The sequence below is a fragment of the Flavobacterium sp. FG19 genome, assembly GCF_057809475.1.
The window spans coordinates 1-19,240 of record NZ_JBMDKA010000034.1 but is presented as its reverse complement, the minus strand read 5'-3'; the positions used below and the strand labels follow the sequence as shown (position 1 = coordinate 19,240).

Below are 19,240 nucleotides of genomic sequence, written 5' to 3'. Positions count from 1 at the left end.
AAAATGTTCGTATTATTTCGAAGGAATTGCCAGTTTAGTGTCTTCGCTTACCGGTTCTCCTAAAACCGGAAACCCATTCGCATCCCAGTCAATTTTCTGCATTCTTGGCGATCTTTTGTTTCCGCAGCCTTCTCCCGGATTCGAATTGGCGTGATATAAAATCCAGTCTTCTTTTCCGTCAGGGGATTTAAAGAATGAATTGTGTCCCGGAGCATATACTTTGTTTTTATCCGATTGTTTGAAAATAGATTCCGGAGATTTTTTCCATGCCGAAGCCTCTAATAAATTATCTCCGCCGTTAAATATCAATAATCCTAAAGAATAGAAGTCTGTCCAACAGCCGCTGGCCGAAAAAACAATAAAGATTTTCCCGTTTCTTTCTAAAAACTGTGGTCCTTCATTTACGTTTACCTGCGGCGGATTTACATCGTCATGTAAAGCTCCGTGAGTTTCCCAATCGTTAGTTGGTGATGAAATCATAACACGGTCGCCGTCAATTTCCAGCGGGTTTTTCATTTTGGCAATGTAAATATTCTGCTGCCCGTTGGTATCGCCTTCCCAGCCGGCCCAAATCATATACAGTCGTTTTTTATATTCAAAAACATTTCCGTCGATAGCCCATTTATCGGTTTTGGCAGCGATTTTTCCTTTAAATTCAAAACGGCCTTTAAACGGATCCGAAGATTTATTTTCCAGAACATACATTCTGTGATTGTTGTTATCGCCGTTATCTGCAGCAAAATAGCAGTACCATTTTCCGTTTATAATATGAAACTCGGGTGCCCAGATTTCCGAAGAATAATTTGTGTTCTGAGGAGGTGTCCAGATTACTTTGCTTTCTGCATTTTTAATATCTGACAAGTCTTTTGTTTTCCATAAAACCAGTTTATTTCCCAGTGTATTGGTATAATAGTAATATCCTTTATAATAGGTGCTGTAAGGATCTGCTCCCGATGGCAGAATGGGATTCGTAAAGGTTTTCTGCTGAGCAAAACCTATCGTGGTGAGCAGCAGAAGAATTAGATAGTTTTTCATTTTTATTTTTTATTGTTGGGCGCTGTTTTTAAACACAGGATTTTACTTTACACCTGAAATTTATAATCCGCAATGTTCCCGGGGTTTTATTCTCTTTTTCAATACTAAAGAATCTATCCCGAGGCTTCGGGAAAAACTATTTAGCATTCAAAGCATTTATCACCTCCGTATTGATTTTATTTACCGCTTTAAAATCCATTTTATCTACTTTTCTGTCGTAGGTCATGAAACCGTTTACTTCGCCTTCCACATCGGTTGTCTGGGTGTAAACAGCTGCTGAAAAACCGGTTTTAACATAGTTCCTGAGGATTTGAGCATATTTGATATATTCGGCTGTTACTTCGGCCTCATTTTTAAATTTGATATACCCCCAGTTATCATTTGCCCGCCATAAATGTCCTTCCAGAGGCAGACCAATTCCGCCGTACTCTCCTAAAACAGTCACTCTTCTGGCATCATACAAATACATTTCCGGTCCCGGATAATTATGTAAATCTAAAATATCTCCGGTCTGGAAATGATTTCCGCCGCTCGCCGAATTAATTAATCGGCTTGGGTCATGATTTTTAGTCCATTCCGTAATTTCAACGGTTTTAAATTGTCCCCAGGCTTCGTTAAACGGCACCCATACTACAATACTCGGATAGGAATACAAATGGTCCATAATCTCTCTCCATTCTTTTCTGTAAATTTCTTCTGATTTTGGCGAACGCTGTAATTCGGTTCCTTCAAAATATTTTCTGTTCTGCCAGACCGGCTGATCGTCTCCGCTCGGCATGTCCTGCCAAACCAGAATTCCTAACTGATCACAGTGTGTGTACCAGCGTTCCGGTTCTACTTTTACGTGTTTGCGAATCATATTAAATCCCAGTTCTTTGGTTTTAACAATATCGTATTTTAAAGCTTCATCGGTTGGTGCTGTGTACAGTCCGTCCGGCCACCAGCCCTGGTCTAAAGGCCCAAACTGAAAATAATCTTTGTTGTTTAACTGCATTCTCAGGATTCCGTTTTCATCTCTTTTGGATGAAATTTTTCGCATGGCAAAATAGCTTTTTACTTCATCTGTCACTTTATTTTTGCTGATCAAACGAATTTTAGTCTGATACAAAAACGGACTTTCCGGTGACCATAATTTCGGGTTACTCAGTACAATATCATTGCTTTCACCAATTATGGCTTTTTGTTTTGCGATTTCTTTTCCGTTATCCAAAACGGTTATTTCTACTAAATCGCCTTGTTCTGCTCCGTTTACCTCTGCTTTAATACTGATGGTATTCTGATCGATATCAGGAGTTGTTCTCAGCCCTGTGATATTTTTAGCATTAACCGGTTCGATCCAGACAGTCTGCCAGATTCCGGTAACAGGCGTGTACCAGATTCCTTCGGGATTTTTAACCTGTTTCCCTCTCGGCTGAGGCCCGTCGTTGGATGGATCCCAGACTTTTACTACGAGTTTCTGATTTTTTCCTTTTTGGATAAACGGGGTAATATCAAATGAAAACAGCGTATAACCTCCTGTATGGGAACCTACTTTGATATCGTTTATAAAAACTTCTGTTTTCCAGTCTGCAGCGCCAAAATGCAGCAGGATGTTTTTGCCGTTCCAGCCGGAGTCTATTGAAAAACTGGTCTGGTACCAAAGTTCATTTTTAGCCCCAACCTCTTTCATTACTCCGGACAAACTGGATTCAGCCGCAAACGGCACCAGAATCTGCCCGTCGTATTTTGAAGGTGCTGCTTTGCCCAGTTCCTGAATGGCATAATTCCATAAACCGTTCAGGTTTTTCCATTGGCTGCGTTCCATAACAGGACGGGGATATTCGGGTAAAGGTTTAACCGGATCGACTTGTTCTGCCCATTTGGTTTTGATTTTGTCTCCCTGTGGTTTCCATTGGGCATGGGCAGCCATTAAGGAAAATAAGGCTAAAAAAAGGATACTCTTTCTTTTCATACTATTTCTATTTTAGGCACTTTCTGTATTGCTGAAAATGCCGTGATTTTCTTCTAAATCAAAATTGAATTACCAGGCCCATTTCCACGTAAGCCTGGTAATTACTCAAACACTTAAACTAACTTAACTAACCCTATTTTTTTAGTTATGAGTTTTGAGTTATGAATTAGGAGCTGGATTAATGATTATTTTATTTCCGATTAAATAATCTGTTTTATTAACTCAAAAAACGTTCGACCGCAGCTCATAACTCATAATTCAAAACTTATAATCTATTACTTTTTAGTGATCCCGAATTTCTTCACCAGGCTGTCATACTCTTTTTTAGAGATGGTAATCATACAGCCGTGGCGCACTTTTTCAGGTAAACTATACTTATCCCAGTCAGAGAAAAAAGTATAACCTGAGGCCTGAAACCAGGGACCGTTAAGGTTATCTGCAATAGATAATCCGTAAGAAACACCCGGATATTGTTCGTAATACATATACCATATTTTATCGTCTGGAGAAGGAATCAGCATTGGGGCTTCTCTGAAGTTGGGGCTGATAGACTGCTGGGGCAGAGAATAAGGTCCTAAAAGATTTTTTGATTTGGCAATGCGGATGGTTTTTCCGGTGGTCCAGTACAAAGTAGGGTACGTTTCGTCTTTAATCACGGCGTAGTAGGAATCGCCGACTTTACGAATAAAAACATCAATAGTTCCCATATCCCAGTCGAATAAGCGGTTGGGAGTTCCTTCAAAAGTTTTTAAATCTTTAGACAAAACATACAAGGTCCGCTGACTTGCCCAATACCGTTCGCCATCTTCTTTTGTTCCTTCAAGATGCGGCGTGTGCCAGGTCATGATAAACTTTTCAGAATCTTTGTCGTAATACAGTTTTGGGGCACCAATTCGCTGTAAAGCATTGGAATAATCCGGTGTGCTTTTTAAATCAGGCGTATAATCGGAGTGTTTTTTCCAGGTAATTAAATCATCCGAAACCCAGATGTTGATGCTTTTGGCATCGTCTCCGGTGTTTCCGGCAATATAATATTTCCCGTCAGGACCTTTACAGATATCAGGATGTCCTTTGTATTCTTCAAAAACCCGTTTTCCGTTGTTGAGGTTCTCCCAATGAAGCCCGTCCAAACTTACCGAATAGTACAATCGGCCGTAATCGTTATGCGTCATATGCGCAAACAAATAGGCTTCGTTTTTTGGTTTTTCATTTCCTTTTACCTGTCCCGGCGGATCGGGCTGCTGCGCATTCGCAGAAAATCCAACAACGACTGCCATCGCCAGGAAAAACTTTTTTATTTTATTTTTTTTCATGTTGCTTAAGAATTGTTTTTTGCCACTAATTCACACTAATTCTTTTTTTTGCCACAGATTAAAAGGATTAAAATGATTTTTTTTAAACACATAGAAACATAGTTTTACTTTGCCTATAAAGGCGTTTCACCTGCATTAATAAACATGGTTTACACAATCTTGTCATTCCTCTTTCCTCAGGAATGACAAACTACGAGAGAACTATGTGTAGAGACTAGTTTCTTTTACATCGCTTTTTAATAGTTTTAAAATCTATGTTTTATGTGTTTAATTTTTTCAGCCACAGATTTAATCCTTTTAATCTGTGAAATCTGTGGCTGAAAACAATTATCTAATTATCAAATTGACACATTATCTAATTCTTCTTATTCGCCTCGGCGGTCATTTTTTTGATTAAATCCGTTTCGGCTTTTATGTATGGCGTTCCGTCTGTATGAAGTACTTCGTGAAACCATAATTTTGGTTCTGCAGTATATGTTTTGGTCCAGCTGTCCCAGGCATATTTAGTTTGTGTTTTTCCGTCAACAAATCCCCAGTTGATCATTCCTACATTGTATTTTCTGGCAATTGGTAAAAAGCCTTCAAAAGTACTGCCGTTTGGTCGGGCCATATATTCGGTACACAATAAAGGTTTCCCGTAACGCTGTAATTGTTTGATCACTTTTTCGAAATCCTGAGGGGTATTGTAATTATGGAAAGAAACAATATCTGATTGTTCGATCTGCATTTTGTGCATTGGTTTCATTTTGGCTTCATCGCTCCAGTCGCCTACCCAGACCCCGGAAGTTAAGGGCTGAGACGGATTACTTTCTCTGGCCCATGCAAAAACATCTTTTAAAAGCGGCAGAACCAAATCGACTTTGTTTTTAATTTCTACTTTTTCGTAAGACGGTCCGGTCATATTATCCGGTTCGTTCCAGACATCCCAGCCTAAAATACGCTGGTCATCTTTAAATTGCCCTACGGTTTCTTTTACATATTTCTCTAAACGAGGATATTGTGTTTTGTCCTGAAGTGCTTTCTGTCCCGGACTCTGCATCCAGCCTGAATTGTGTGTATGCGGTTTTGGGGCACGCTGTTTTCCTAAAACCGGAAACGGATCCCAGCAGGAATCAAACAGCACAAAAAGGGTTTTGATATGATGTTTATCTGCAATTTCAAGAAACTCGTTCATACGTTTGTAAAGTCCTTTGGCATCCTGCTGATGCAGTAAATCATGCAGATATACACGCATTACGTTCATGCCTAAATTTTCTGCCCAGCCTAATTCCTGGTCAATTCTTTTAGGGTCAAAAGTATCTTCCTGCCACATCTCAAACTGATTTATAGCTGTGGCAGGAGCATAATTTGCGCCCACTAACCAGGGCTGTTCTGCATACCAGTTATTGGCCTGATCTTTTGTCCAGATTTCCCTTTTTTCAACCGCAGCGGTTTCCTTGTTATTCTCTTCAGAAGTACTCTTTTTGTTGTTGCAGCTCAGCAATACTAAGCCTGCCAACATTACTGTCAGACGCAATTTTACTTTTTTCATTACCATTTTTTAGTATTATGAACAATCGTTCTTTTTATAAGGGAACCGGGGTATGATAAACCGGGTTCCCTTTATCATTTTTTCTAATATTCAGGGTGTTGTTTTAAGTTTGGATTATTTTCTACTTCCACCTGCGGAATTGGCAATCTCTGATTTTTACCTACTGTAAAGTTTTTAAAATCAGGATCACGAAGGGCTATTTTATCAACAGAAGCCTGTGAATCTAAATCTCCCCAGCGTTTTAAATCTTCCCAGCGAACACTCTCTCCGGCCAGCTCTAAAACTCTTTCCATTTTTAACCTTTCTAAAAACTTATCATGGTTGTTTCCTATTTCAGGATGGGCTGCCGCCAGCGTATTCATGTTTACACGGGCTCTTACTAAATCTACATATTGGTAAGCTTCGGCAGTACTTCCTAATTCGTTTAAAACTTCGGCATAACGCAGTAAGATATCGGCATAACGAACCAGTCTGTAATTTACCTGGCTGTAGTAATCTTCGTTGTTACGGTAGTAATCACGGCTTCCTTTTCTCCACCAGGCTTCGTCCTGGCTCCATTCCCAGGTTTTACCATAAGTTTTGTCGCCAAAATCGGCCTCTAACTGCGGATAGAATAACGTATATCGCAATCTGGTATCTAAACCTCCTGCTTTATTTTTTTCTTCTTTAAAAGCATTTACTAACCAGAAACGGGCTTGTCCGTCTGACCATCCAATGCTTCTTGGGGCAAAAAACTGTGCACGGTTACTCGATACAGCGGCACTCTGGCTTTCATCTGTTCCTCCTTTTCTCTGATCTCCAAACTGGATTTCAAAAACAGATTCGCTGTTGTTTTCATTTACATCTGTAAAATTGTCTCTGTAATTTGAAACCAGGCTGTATCTTGCTCCCGGTCCAGAAATAAGATATTCTAAAGCTCCTTTGGCTTCGTTCCATTTTCTTTGCTGCATATATAATTTGGCCAGAAAGGCTTTGGCAGCTCCTTTGTCCGGTCTTCCGGTCTGATCTGCTGACCATTGTGCAGGTAAGTCAGCGAATGCCTCATTCAGATCGGTTTCAATCTGAGCCCATACTTCGGTTACATTTCTTTGTTCCGGAAGGTCACTTGGTTCTGACGGTTCTAAAACAACTGGAATATTTTCCCAAAGAACAGCAGCGTAATAGTAGTGCAGTGCTCTTAAAAACTTAGCCTGCGCTATAATCTGTTTTTTATTGTTCTCATTCTGAAAAGGAATATCCGGAACATTGGCAATTACCTGATTACATCTGAAAATGGCTTTGTAAGTATCTCTCCAGGTTACCACATTGCCTTCCCAGAAATTATAGTTGATATAATTAAAACGTGTCCAGTCAGCCAGCTCGATCCACGGACTCACACTATATCCTTCGTCTGAAGTAAGGTCCAGACGGAAATAAATCCATCTTGCCCATAATCCGTCTTTATAAAACATGGCATAAATGGAGTTTACTCCTGCCTGTGCATCACTTTCTGTTTTCCAGTACTGATCTGTTGTCAGCGCATTTGGATTGGTCAGATCTAATTCATTTTCACATGATGAGGTGAAGAAAAGACCCGAAAAAACTGCTATTATTAATACTATTTTTTTCATTACGTGATTTTTTAAAAATTAGAAGCTAAACTCAACACCAAATGAATAGGTTTTCAGATTCGGGAACGAACCGTTATCTACTCCTCTTTCAAAAATATTCCCGTTGGTAAACTCAGGATCTAAACCTTTGTATTTTGTAATCGTAAGGATATTTTGGGCAGAAAGCGTTAATCTTGCTCTGGTGATTCCGGATTTTTCTAAAACACTGGCCGGAAGATTGTAACCAAACCCTATGTATTTTAATCTTGCAAAATTTCCTTTTTCTAAAAATCGATCTGTATCTCCTCTTGAATTCAGAGTTGTTCCTTTTACAATTCTTGGGAAATCAGTATTAGGATCTTCAGGAGTCCATGGTTTAATACCTCTTCTGTAGTTACTGTCGTCATCAAAACGATCTACCACACTTCTGAATCCGTTATACACCATAGCACCGTTTGAAGCAATCCAGTTCATCGAGAAATCGAAGTTTTTGTAGCTGGCCCCTGCATTGAAACCCATTTCAAATTCCGGCCACGGACTTCCTACAATGTCTTTGTCTTCGTTTGTAATTTCACCATCTCCGTTGATATCTTTAAAACGGATATCTCCCGGCTGTGCATTTGGCATAATCACCTTGCCATCGACATTTTTGTAGTTTTGAATTTCTTCCATACTCTGGAACAATCCGTCTGTCTGCAGTACATACCACATCCCTACCGGATTTCCGGCACGTGTAATGGTATTCCCCTGAATACTTTGGTTTTGTCCGTTTCCTAACGAAACCAGTTTGTTGTTTACTTTCGTGAAGTTTACCGAAGCATTGAATGAAAAATCATTGATTTTTTTAGCATACGACAATTCGATCTCAAAACCTTTGTTTTCAACTGTCGCAGCATTAGAAATTGGGTTTCCTCCGTCGTTACCTGTCGTATATAAAATTGGGAAACCAAATAAAACATCTTCGGTGCGGGCAATAAAGTAGTCGGCAGTTAAGCGTAAATCATTGTTTAAAACTCCCAGATCAATCCCAAGATTGGTTTGTTTTAATTTTTCCCAGCGCAGCTGCGAATTCGCTAATCTTACCTGAGAAGCAGAAGGGTACAATGTTTGTCCGTTACCTAAAACAATCGCTCCAAACGTATTGATGAATCCCTGATATTCGTAGTTTCCAATATTTCCTGACCCCAATTCACCATAACTGGCTCTCAGTTTTAAGTCTTTTACAAATTCTGATTTAAAGAACGATTCGTTGCTTACTCTCCAGCCCGCTGAAAGAGAAGGGAAATTCCCCCATTTGTTGGCATCACTGAATTTTGAAGAACCGTCACGTCTGAAAACAGCATTGAATAAATAGCGGTTATCATAATTGTACTCTAATCTTCCTAAGTAAGATGTTAAAGCGGCTTCGTTTCTGAATCCGCCTACTTCCGGTGAATCCCCTAAATCCAGAACATCAAAATACTCGCCTGTTGTAGGGTTTACCAAAAGGTTTCTTTTGGTTCCGTTGATCTGGTTGTAATTGTCTTTCTGAAACGTCTGACCTACTAAAACGGTTAAATCATGTTTTCCGAATTCTTTTTTGAAAGTCAATGTATTTTCAAAAAGCTTGGTTTCAGATCTTCCTTTATTCTGGTTTATAAACGACTGCTCATAAGGCTGGTTTAAAGTCCAGTTTCCAAGTTTTCTCATGAATTTATAGCTGTCAAAACTGGTTTCATATCCAAAATTGAAACGGTATTTTAACCAGGGTGTAAATTTTAGTTCCGACCAGATGTTTCCTCTAATTCTGAAATTTTCATTGGTTCGGTCAGAAAAATCAGCCAGTGCCAGAGGGTTGGTTCCAAAAGTATTGGCCACACCTGCTTTACCGTAACCGTATCCGCCCGGATTGCTTTCGTCGTAAACCGGAATCGTTGGCAGTAAACGGTAAACGTCTATGATTGGTTCACCTGACATTTCATCGGTTTTGGAATTACTAATTGCCAGGTTTTCCCCGATACTGAAAATTCCTTTTGTTCCGCTGGAGTTTACCCTGAATGAAATTCTGTCGAAATCTGTTGAAACCACTGTTCCTTCATTTCCGAAATAGTTAGCCGACATGAAAAAAGTAGAATTTTCACTTCCTCCGGCAAAACTGGCATTGTAATCCTGAATCATCCCGGTTCTGAATACTTCATCCTGCCAGTCTGTATTTACTGCCATGTTTAAGTTTTGTCTTGGAATTCCGGCATTATCATAAGCCTGATTGTTGAATTTGGCGAATTCTTCTGTTCCCATTAAATCATAACGGGGCATAACAGTAAAGCTTGATTTGGCCGAAACTTCAACCTGAAGCGGTCCTTTTTTTCCTTTTTTAGTGGTAATAATGATTACTCCGTTTGCCGCTCTTGAACCGTAAATAGCCGCCGCCGATGCATCTTTTAAAACCTGGATACTTTCGATATCATTTGGGTTAAAATCACGATTGGCAGTGGTTACGATACCGTCAATTACATATAACGGATTGGCACTCTGAAGGTTTTTTAAACCACGAATCTCAATATTGGCTTCCTGTCCCGGACGTCCGCCGCCGCGAACCTTAACTCCGGTTACCAGTCCCTGAAGACCATCGGCAATTGTGGTTACCTGACGTTTCTGGATTTCTTCGGCCTTTACTAATGAAACGGCTCCGGTAAGGTCTTTTTTCTGTTGGGAACCATACCCTACCACTACAATTTCATCCAGTTTCATGGCATCTTCTTCCAAAGAAGCATTTATAGTTGTTTTGCTGTTAATAGCAATTTCGGCTGTTTTAAATCCCTGTGAGCTAAAAATCAGTGTCTGATTTGGAGCCGCTGTAATTTTATACGTCCCGTCAAAATCGGTTACGGCACCGTTTTTTGTGTTTTTGATGACCACGTTAGCAAACGGAATAGGTTCTCCTGTTACAGAAACCACTTTTCCCGTTATGGTTATTTGCTGTTGTGCATACGTTTGTTGTACTAATAAACTAAAGAAAAACAAGAGGTAATATCTCTGCTTTAAAATTTGAGTGAACTTTGTTTTCATTGATTTGTCATTTAGATAGTTTTCATTTTTTGGTTGGTTTTACAATTGTTTTTTACAAATTCTAATCATCCCTGATACGGGCAAAAAAGGAAATAAATTTTCCTGATGCTAATAATTGGTTCATTTTGTTTCAAAATTGTTAATGAGTTATTTTTTCAAACTTTATTTTATAGACAATGTATTTTTTAAGCCTAAAAATTGTAAATATGATTTATTTGAAAATCCAAAGTAGATGATTTTAATTCAAAATAAAATGCTTCATTTGTGTCAATTTCTATCTCAAATGATTCAAATTGTATAAAAAAGACCAGAAAAATCGAGACTTGCAACATTTTGTAGAATATTGACACGATTTGTTTAAATCCCGGTTTTTAACTAAAAAGCTGTAGTATGCGTAAATTCTTTCTTTTTGTATTTTTTTCGGTTACATCCTTAAATTTTATTCACGCACAGGAATATTATTTTAAACATTTTCAGGTGGAAGAAGGACTTTCCAATAACACCGTTTTGACCTCTTTACAGGACGAAGACGGTTTTATGTGGTTCGGAACCAAGGACGGTTTAAACCGATTTGACGGCTATCGTTTTAAAACGTACCGAAGCAATACCGACCCTGTTCACAGCCTCGGAAGTAATTATATTCAGTCTCTGCACGAATATAAAGGCGTAATATGGGTAGGAACAGATAAAGGTTTGTACCAATATGATAAAAAAACAGATCAGTTTACGGTTTTAAATGAAGCCATCAACGATCGTATCAACGATATCAACCATGATAAATACGGTAATATCTGGTTTATTTCGGGTAATATTCTTTATAAATATTCAACCACTAAAAAAGAAACCAAAACTTTTAACCCTAATAAGTACTTTATTGCCACTTCAATTTCAAGGGATGCCGGCGGCAATATCTGGGCTTCTTCCCTAAATAAAGTATACCGTTATTCTGAAGAAAACCTTTCCTTTGAAAATATTCCGGTGACACCTCCGGCCTCTTCCTCCAATTTCAGGATAACCACCATTTATGCCCTCGATAAAAACAATATTGTAATTGGCACACAGGACGATGGTGTACTGACGTATAACATTACAGACAAAGCAACTTCCAGCTTAGCATTTTCGACCAAAAGACCGGTATATGTACGACAGTTTAAAAAGAGAGGCAGTGACGAACTCTGGATTGCCAGCGAATCCGGAATTTACGTCTATAACCTAAAAACCAAAGCAAACGTTAACCTCAGAAAAAATTACAACGATCCGTATGCCGTTTCAGACAATGCAGCCTATTCGATTACGATTGATAAGGAAAACGGAATCTGGATAGGAACTTATTTTGGCGGGATCAATTACCATCAAAAACAATATACCCAGTTTAAGAAATATTTCCCGCAAAAAGGCCAGAATTCCATCAGCGGAAGCGCCGTAAGGGAAATCCACAAAGATGATAAAGGTGATTTGTGGATTGGTACCGAAGATGCCGGACTAAACCGGTTCAACCCAAAAACACAGCAATTCACTTCCTATTTACCTAACGGAAACAGCAGCAGTGTTTCGTATTACAACATTCACGCCCTGATGCCGAGAAAAGATAAAATCTGGGTTGGGACATTTGAGCACGGACTCGATGTTTTAGACCGGAATTCGGGAGCTGTTATCAAACACTACAGCGCCAATAATCCGGCTACAGGATTGCGCAGTAATTTTATTTTTTCTTTTTATGTAACCCAAAAGAATGAGTTGATCGTAATTACTACAATGGGACTTTATGTCTATAATGAACAGAATGATACTTTTGATACTTTAAAAACTTTCCCCGAAACAACCCATTACACTACTTACAAAGAAGACAGCGACGGAAATCTCTGGGCCGGAAGCTATCGTGACGGTTTGTTTTATTACAATCCCAAAACCAAAAAGAAAGAGGTTTTTATTTACGATTACAAAAATCCAAACGGAATTAGTAATAACTCGATCAATTATATTTTTGAAGACAGTTTTAAAAACTTATGGTTTGCTACTGAAAACGGACTGGATTTATTTGATAAAAAAACAAGAACGTTCCGAAAATTCACGACCAAAAACGGATTCCCGAGCAATGTGGTGTATTCTATTTTAGAAGATGATTCGAAAAACTTATGGCTTACAACTTCTAAAGGCCTGGTAAAATTTGGTCCGGACCATAAAAGCATTAAAATTTATACAACAGCAAACGGTTTACTGAGCGATCAGTTTAATTATGCTTCGGCTTTTAAAGACACCAACGGCGATATGTATTTTGGGAACTTAAACGGCATGATTAGTTTCAACCCTAAGAATTTTACCAAAAACAAATACACACCTTCGACTTTTATTACCAATCTCCAGATTAACAATAAGGATATTGATGTTAACGGAAAAGATTCGCCACTGCAATATTCCATCTCACATCTTGACGAGCTGGAACTCGACAACAGCCAGACCTCATTCAACCTGGAATTTGCTTCTTTAAATTATACCGCACCGGAACTGACTGAATACTGGTACAAACTCGAAAACGTCAATAACGACTGGGTTTATCTGGAACGCAACAACAAAGTTTTCTTTACGGAACTGGCTCCCGGCGATTATGTTTTTAAAGTAAAATCACTCAACAGTTTTGGTGTCTGGAGCAAAGAAGTTGAATTAAAAATCAGAATCCTGCCACCGTTCTGGGCGAGTTCCTATGCGTATTTTTTCTATTTCCTGCTTATCTGCGGCTCATTGTATTATATCATTCGTTATTCGCAGAACCTAACGCAGATCAAACACAACCGAAAAATAAAACATCTGAACGACGAAAAAGAAAAAGAAATCTATCAGGCCAAAATTGACTTTTTTACCAATGTGGCACACGAAATCAGAACGCCTCTTACACTCATAAAAGGACCTTTGGAAAAACTGCTGGTTATGGAACACCAATCGGCTGAGGTACCGCAGAATCTTTCGATCATGAAAAAAAACACGTCCCGACTATTAAAGCTGGTAAACGAATTACTGGATTTTAGAAAATCGGAAATTGGCGGTTTAAAGCTCACTTTTGTCGAAGCGAATATTTCGTCTATGGTTCGGAATTTACATTTGAGATTCAGTCAGCTTATTGAAGAACGCGAAATTGAATTTGAACTGGAACTGGGCGATAAAGACATTTTTGCTTTTGTGGATAAAGAAGCCTTCAAAAAAATCCTGAGCAATTTAATGAACAATGCCATTAAATATTCCAAAGACAAAGTTTCGATTACGCTTTTCAGGGATGAAAAGAAACTGACATTAATTGTGAAAAACGACGGAAATTTGATTCCGTTTCATTTAAAAGAGAAAATTTTCGAGCCTTTTTTCAGGGTTGATAATATGGATACGACATCGGGAACCGGAATCGGACTTTCGCTCGCACATTCGCTCGCACAATTGCATAACGGAAACCTACAGCTGCTGGAAGATGCAAAACTGAATGTTTTTGAACTGGTGGTGCCGCTTCGTCAGGAAGAAGAATTTATGTTTTATAACGAAACGGAAAAAGAAGAAACCGAAACGGAAAAAGAAACCGTAGAAATCGAAAACAAACACGAAAAAACACAGCTTTTAGTGGTTGAAGACAATGAAGATTTACTGAATTTTATTACCGCCGAACTGGCTCCGTTTTACTCCATCTTAAAAGCCGATAATGGCGAAAGCGCCCTGAAAATCATTCATAACGAAAATATTCAGCTTGTAATAAGCGATGTTTCGATGCCTGTTATGGACGGAATTACCTTGTGTAAAGAAATTAAAACGAATCTGGAAACCAGCCATATTCCGGTGATTCTGCTTACCGCCAAAAACTCCCTGAAATCGCAGATTGACGGTCTGGAAGTAGGTGCCGATGCTTATATTGCGAAACCTTTCTCGATGGATTATTTAAAGGTTCAGGCCAATAATCTGATCGAAAACCGAAAACAAATCATGAACTATTATGCGAGTTCGCCGCTGTCGCACATTAAAAGCATCGCCCACAATAAAACGGATGAAAAATTCCTGAAAAAACTCGATGACGAAATCCTGAAAAACATCACCGATTCTGATTTAAGTGTAGAATCATTAGCCGAAATCATGAACATGAGCCGTTCGACTTTGTACCGAAAAATCAAAGACATTTCGAATCTGAGTCCGAATGAACTGATTAATATCGTACGCTTAAAACGGGCTGCCGAACTGCTTTTAAACGAAAATTATAAAATGTATGAAATCGCCGAAATGGTGGGTTATAAATCGCAGACGAGCTTTGGTCGCAATTTCCAGAAACATTTTGGCATGACGCCTTCGGAGTATATTACGATGAATAAGTGAGTTTTTAGTCGCAGGTTTCCGTTTTACAGAGAATCAAACTTCTCAGAGTTTATTACTTATTTTATTTTTTTTAATGTGGTTTTCCGTATTACTTATAGGACAAAAAAGACAATATTTGTAAAACGGAAAGCCCCCAAACATTACAATATTAAGATATGACAACAAAAAGAATTGTAACGGTACTTTTATCTGGTTTTATAGTATTCATAGCCTATAAAATTATTTCTTATTTTATATACGATTTTAAAATCACATATGATAAGAATCTGCCGGAAATCAAATTAAATCAATTGGTGAATATTGGTGAAAACAGGGTAAAATATATCCAAACTTATTATCTTGAAGAAAAATTTGCGGGTTTTAATGCTATAGTTGACAATAAGTATTATATAACTGTTACCAGATTAGGTAAAATAGATAATTCTTTAAAATTTGAAAGGGATACGAAAAAACCTGAAGAAAATTATAATATGAATTCTTTTTCAATTTCAGATATGAATGACCATAATGGTCGATTTATTAACTTACACGATTATCCTTATAAAACAAAAACAATCTACTATAGTGTGAGAGGGAAAATTACTAATATTTACAAAACTACTTTAACAGAAATTGAAGGTGTATTTTCACATTTTAACATTTCAATTAATGAGCAGGGCAAGACGAACCTTACTTTTATTGGGAATAAAGCCAAACAATCTATGAGTTTTATAACATACAATCAGGATCTGTATATTATAAACCTATTTCCAATAAACAATAACGTCTATCAGAGTTTACATAATCTTAGTAAAATGTGATGTGTGAAATGCAACAAGAGTTAACTTCTGGACCACCTTTCAATAATTAAAAGTGGACTATTAGAACTTTTTATAATAGAGATAAATTTGCTTTAATTTTTGATTTTTCTTTCCATAAAAATGCCCCAAAAAATAGTGTCTCTCTTTTTGGGGCAGTTCAATAATTTGTGTATTTCTAAATTAAGTTAAAGTCTAAACTGCTTCAAGCAGATTGCGATAATCATATTTTTTATACTTCTCTGCGTTTTTCTTCTCTTTATTTAATTCGATCAATTCATTCTTTATCTGGACACGATACCAATACTCTGGCTTAGTATGCGAAAAGGAACTTAGTTTTAAAACTAATTCTGCATTAAGTTTTCTGGCTCCTGTTAAATATTTATGCAGATTGCTATCTTCCATTCCAAAATATGCGGCTAACTCTTTTTTAGTCAAATTAAGAACTTTTAGGTACATTTTCACAAAATCAAGTACTTTTAAAACTTCAGTATCTTCCGTTTCGCTTTGAATATAATCTTCTAATTTATATTGTATAGAAAGTAACTGATTTGTTAATAATCGTTCTTTAGATTGTTTAGAGGAATGCGACAAAATGGCTTTCTTAACCTCTTCTTTCTTTTTGTCATTCCAGATATCTTCAAATTTAATTTCTTTACTTTTCATTTCCATTAATTTAAAAATTCAGTTATTAATTTTTGTCCTCCTTCCGGGGGTATAAGCATAGTGGTACTCTCTCCCAATCTTAAAGCATTATATTTTGCTGAATAAACGGTCATCAGTTTAGCTTCGTCTTTTTTAGTTTCTTCTAAAACATCAAAGGCCAGCCATCCCTGAAAATGATCCTTTCCGTTTATAAAACTCAAACGACAGGCAAAGGCAATTAAACAGCCTGCAACATTTTCATATTCTTTCACTGTACCTTTATTATGAGGCGCTATTTCAACAAAGGCCATATAAGGTTCAACTTTGTCTTTCATTTCAAATATTAGACATCCTTCTATTCTTTCTGAATTCTCTTCAGAAACTAAAATATACGTATCAAAATTCTTTTTTTTCGAATGTTTTTTAAAATCAAATCTCCAGCCGTCAACTACAGACGGAAGATTTATTTTCAATGTTTTTATATTTGAAATTTTAGCATCAACTAAAGTATTTCCCTCAATCTTCACTATTTTTACATTCATCATTTGGGCTGATTCACAAGTAGCAAATGTACAAAAAAAATATACAAAATGTACAATTTTAAACAGCTCGTTTTTTAGAATTGTAATTTTTAATCCGGTTAAATCTGGACCATCTTTTAATTAAAAAAGTGGACTATTGGAACTTTTTATAATAGAGATAAATTTGCTGTAAATTTTGAATCTCATGAGCATACATTTTATACAACACGAAATATTTGAAGCGCCGGGAGCGTATTTAAACTGGGCAAAAGAGCGAAATTATCAAATTTCTTTTTCTAAAGTTTATGAAAACGAGCCTCTTCCCGACTCTTCAGACTCCATTGATCTGCTCATTGTGATGGGCGGACCTCAAAGTCCGAATACGACTCTGGAAGAATGTCCGCATTTTGATGCCGCTGCTGAAATAGATTTGATTCAAAAATGCATTACTGCCGGAAAAGCTGTTGTAGGTGTTTGCCTGGGTTCACAGTTAATTGGTGAAGCACTTGGTGCAAAAGTCGATCAGAGTCCTGAAAAAGAAATTGGAGTTTTTCCTGTTACACTGACAAAATTGGGTGCCGAAGATGAAAAAATCAACCATTTTGGACCTTCTTTAAATGTGGGTCACTGGCACAACGATATGCCCGGCCTGACTCCCGAAAGTAAGGTTTTGGCTTTCAGCGAAGGCTGTCCGGTTCAGATTGTTTCGTATTCTAATCTGGTTTATGGTTTTCAATGTCATATGGAATTGACTACCCAAGTTGTATCGCTTTTAATTGAAAGTGAAAATGACTTAACCGCAGCAAGCAGAAAACATAAATTTGTTCAGGATCCCGAAACCATATTGGCTTACAATTACATCGAAATGAATGCGAAACTTTTTGAGTTTCTGGATAAACTTATGGCTGAATATAAAAACTGTAAAACTATTATTCATTCAGATCACGAGGTATAAAGACCCCCTTAATACAGTTTTGATTTCTGACCGCTATCTGAATATGATTCTTTTCCCTAAATCCAGCATTCTCATATAAACTATCTCCTTCAAAAAATACTCCCCGCACAGAATCATACGGAGTTCTGTTTAGATCATTATTCATCTGATGTACGGTTTGAATTACGGCACAATCTAAATTACGTCTAAGTAATTCACCTTTTTCATTGACTATATTTAAGGGTAATTTTGATCCGAATTTTTTATGAGATGCACAAAGAAGGTCATATCCAATTTTAAGTACATCAAGATATTTTGAGTCTAACAAATCTAAACAATAACCTAAATCAATTATGACTCCTAAAACAGCTGGTTCTTTAATAAGGTTTTCTTTTCCCTTTGGAGGATTATTTTTTAAATCGATTGCAAATTGTAGAGCCCTTTCATGATTATTTTCCCAAAAATAAATACCATGCCCCAGCCAATCCCAAACATTTTCACTTGGTTTAAGGATTTCTCCTTTTTTACAAACGATTTTATCCCTGACAGCTTTATCACAACCGTGAAAGCCTAAAATTAAACCAGACCTTCTAGAGTACATTAATTTTACTTCGTTTTATGTTCTTTAGAATTTTGAATTTTATATCCAATAGGTTCAGATGAAGAATATGCTTTTGTAAGTCGTCCCGTCAGGGTATGAATACCCGCATCTACAAAAAAAACTTTAATATTCTCCTCAGATTTTAGCAAATCTGTAGAATATTGCTTCAATGCTGTAAGATATTCTTTATGTTCTTTTGATGTCATAGTATTGTCATATTAAGATTACAAATATAATACTTCTTTATTATAAACAACTGTTTGTTCAATACTTTAAGTTTTTTAGATAATTAATTATAGTACAGACACAATTCTATATGCTTTATATGTAAAGAAACGTATTATTTCAATTCATTAATTCTGTCTAAAAACTCCAATTCATTTATTGGAAATAACTGAAGTGCCGTTTCCAGAAGTAAAACCACATTTATAGAATCGTAATTACTGTCTTTTGCAGTGTTTTCCTCTAATGCCAGAATACCGGATTTTAGCATATTGGTAATAATACAACCCAGTTCGTAATAACTTCCCACTTTAATTTGGGCGTTGTAAATATCTTTTTCATTCTCAACAGGTTGCAAGGTATTGAAATATTGGGTAGTTAAAGTTTTAAGGCCTTCCAAATTATTGATGGCTTTCATTGTATTGTCTTTTTAGCAAACTTATAAATAAAAAAACTAAAAAATGGGAACGTAAATATCCCGTCATATTTGACTGTTTTATGTTTTTTATATTGTTTAAAAACAAATGTCTGCCCGAAAAACAAATTATGGGAATTGATAAAATTATCCGTGTTAGTAAAGCTTTGGATGTTAATGTTTCGGGAAATAATCGAGATTAATGCAAAATAAGAAGAGGCTGTTTCAAAATGCACTGCTCATTTTTTGTAAGCTTCGGAGATTCTGTGTTGATTTACAAGTTAAAATTGAAATTTT

14 protein-coding genes are annotated in these 19,240 nt (G+C 37.0%); 3 read left to right on the top strand and 11 right to left on the bottom strand.

Annotated features, from left to right (window positions below):
• Positions 1 to 12: 12 nt before the first annotated feature.
• The 6 genes from ACODST_RS24255 to ACODST_RS24230 all read right to left on the bottom strand — a co-directional run bounded on the left by ACODST_RS24255 (position 13) and on the right by ACODST_RS24230 (position 10,467).
• Positions 13 to 1,035, bottom strand: coding sequence for a glycoside hydrolase family 43 protein (locus ACODST_RS24255; RefSeq protein ID WP_488934676.1), 1,023 nt, complete (start codon positions 1,033 to 1,035; stop codon positions 13 to 15).
• Between the two features lie 136 nt (positions 1,036 to 1,171).
• Positions 1,172 to 2,986 carry a glycoside hydrolase family 2 protein gene (locus ACODST_RS24250; RefSeq protein WP_488934675.1) on the bottom strand — a complete coding sequence of 605 codons (1,815 nt, stop codon included), beginning with the start codon at positions 2,984 to 2,986 and terminating at the stop codon, positions 1,172 to 1,174.
• Positions 2,987 to 3,261: 275 nt separating this feature from the next.
• Positions 3,262 to 4,299, bottom strand: coding sequence for a glycoside hydrolase family 43 protein (locus ACODST_RS24245; RefSeq protein WP_488934674.1), 1,038 nt, complete (start codon positions 4,297 to 4,299; stop codon positions 3,262 to 3,264).
• A gap of 355 nt (positions 4,300 to 4,654) precedes the next feature.
• On the bottom strand, positions 4,655 to 5,830 hold the full coding sequence (locus ACODST_RS24240; RefSeq protein WP_488934673.1) for a glycoside hydrolase 5 family protein: 1,176 nt from the start codon (positions 5,828 to 5,830) through the stop codon (positions 4,655 to 4,657).
• An 83-nt stretch (positions 5,831 to 5,913) separates the two neighbouring features.
• Positions 5,914 to 7,440 (bottom strand): RagB/SusD family nutrient uptake outer membrane protein, encoded by a 1,527-nt coding sequence (locus ACODST_RS24235; protein ID WP_488934672.1) that lies wholly within the window; start codon positions 7,438 to 7,440, stop codon positions 5,914 to 5,916.
• A gap of 18 nt (positions 7,441 to 7,458) precedes the next feature.
• Complete coding sequence (locus ACODST_RS24230) at positions 7,459 to 10,467, bottom strand: SusC/RagA family TonB-linked outer membrane protein (protein WP_488934671.1); 3,009 nt, start codon at positions 10,465 to 10,467, stop codon at positions 7,459 to 7,461.
• Between the two features lie 390 nt (positions 10,468 to 10,857).
• Here ACODST_RS24230 and ACODST_RS24225 point away from each other — a divergent pair, with 390 nt between their 5' ends.
• Both ACODST_RS24225 and ACODST_RS24220 read left to right on the top strand, forming a co-directional pair.
• Positions 10,858 to 14,808: a hybrid sensor histidine kinase/response regulator transcription factor gene (locus ACODST_RS24225; protein WP_488934670.1), complete on the top strand. Its 3,951-nt coding sequence runs from the start codon at positions 10,858 to 10,860 to the stop codon at positions 14,806 to 14,808.
• A 155-nt stretch (positions 14,809 to 14,963) separates the two neighbouring features.
• Positions 14,964 to 15,608 carry a hypothetical protein gene (locus ACODST_RS24220; protein WP_488934669.1) on the top strand — a complete coding sequence of 215 codons (645 nt, stop codon included), beginning with the start codon at positions 14,964 to 14,966 and terminating at the stop codon, positions 15,606 to 15,608.
• A 192-nt stretch (positions 15,609 to 15,800) separates the two neighbouring features.
• On the opposite strand, the gene ACODST_RS24215 is transcribed toward ACODST_RS24220, so the two are convergent.
• Both ACODST_RS24215 and ACODST_RS24210 read right to left on the bottom strand, forming a co-directional pair.
• Positions 15,801 to 16,271 carry a helix-turn-helix transcriptional regulator gene (locus ACODST_RS24215; RefSeq protein ID WP_488934668.1) on the bottom strand — a complete coding sequence of 157 codons (471 nt, stop codon included), beginning with the start codon at positions 16,269 to 16,271 and terminating at the stop codon, positions 15,801 to 15,803.
• 5 nt (positions 16,272 to 16,276) lie between these two features.
• The gene (locus tag ACODST_RS24210; RefSeq protein WP_488934667.1) at positions 16,277 to 16,795 is read right to left on the bottom strand and encodes a hypothetical protein; all 519 of its coding nucleotides are present in this window, start codon (positions 16,793 to 16,795) and stop codon (positions 16,277 to 16,279) included.
• Positions 16,796 to 16,976: 181 nt separating this feature from the next.
• On the opposite strand from ACODST_RS24210, the gene ACODST_RS24205 reads away from it, so the two are divergent.
• Entirely contained in the window at positions 16,977 to 17,726 is a 750-nt protein-coding gene (locus ACODST_RS24205) for a type 1 glutamine amidotransferase (RefSeq protein ID WP_488934666.1), read from the top strand.
• Here ACODST_RS24205 and ACODST_RS24200 read toward each other — a convergent pair.
• From ACODST_RS24200 to ACODST_RS24190, 3 genes are all read right to left on the bottom strand, one after another.
• Complete coding sequence (locus ACODST_RS24200) at positions 17,701 to 18,306, bottom strand: hypothetical protein (protein WP_488934665.1); 606 nt, start codon at positions 18,304 to 18,306, stop codon at positions 17,701 to 17,703. The two genes, ACODST_RS24205 and ACODST_RS24200, sit on opposite strands and share 26 nt — an antisense overlap.
• Positions 18,307 to 18,311: 5 nt before the next feature.
• A complete protein-coding gene (locus ACODST_RS24195) occupies positions 18,312 to 18,512 on the bottom strand; it encodes a hypothetical protein (protein ID WP_488934664.1) in 201 nt (66 codons plus the stop codon).
• Positions 18,513 to 18,646: 134 nt separating this feature from the next.
• Positions 18,647 to 18,946 carry a hypothetical protein gene (locus tag ACODST_RS24190; RefSeq protein WP_488934663.1) on the bottom strand — a complete coding sequence of 100 codons (300 nt, stop codon included), beginning with the start codon at positions 18,944 to 18,946 and terminating at the stop codon, positions 18,647 to 18,649.
• Between the last annotated feature and the right edge of the window lie 294 nt (positions 18,947 to 19,240).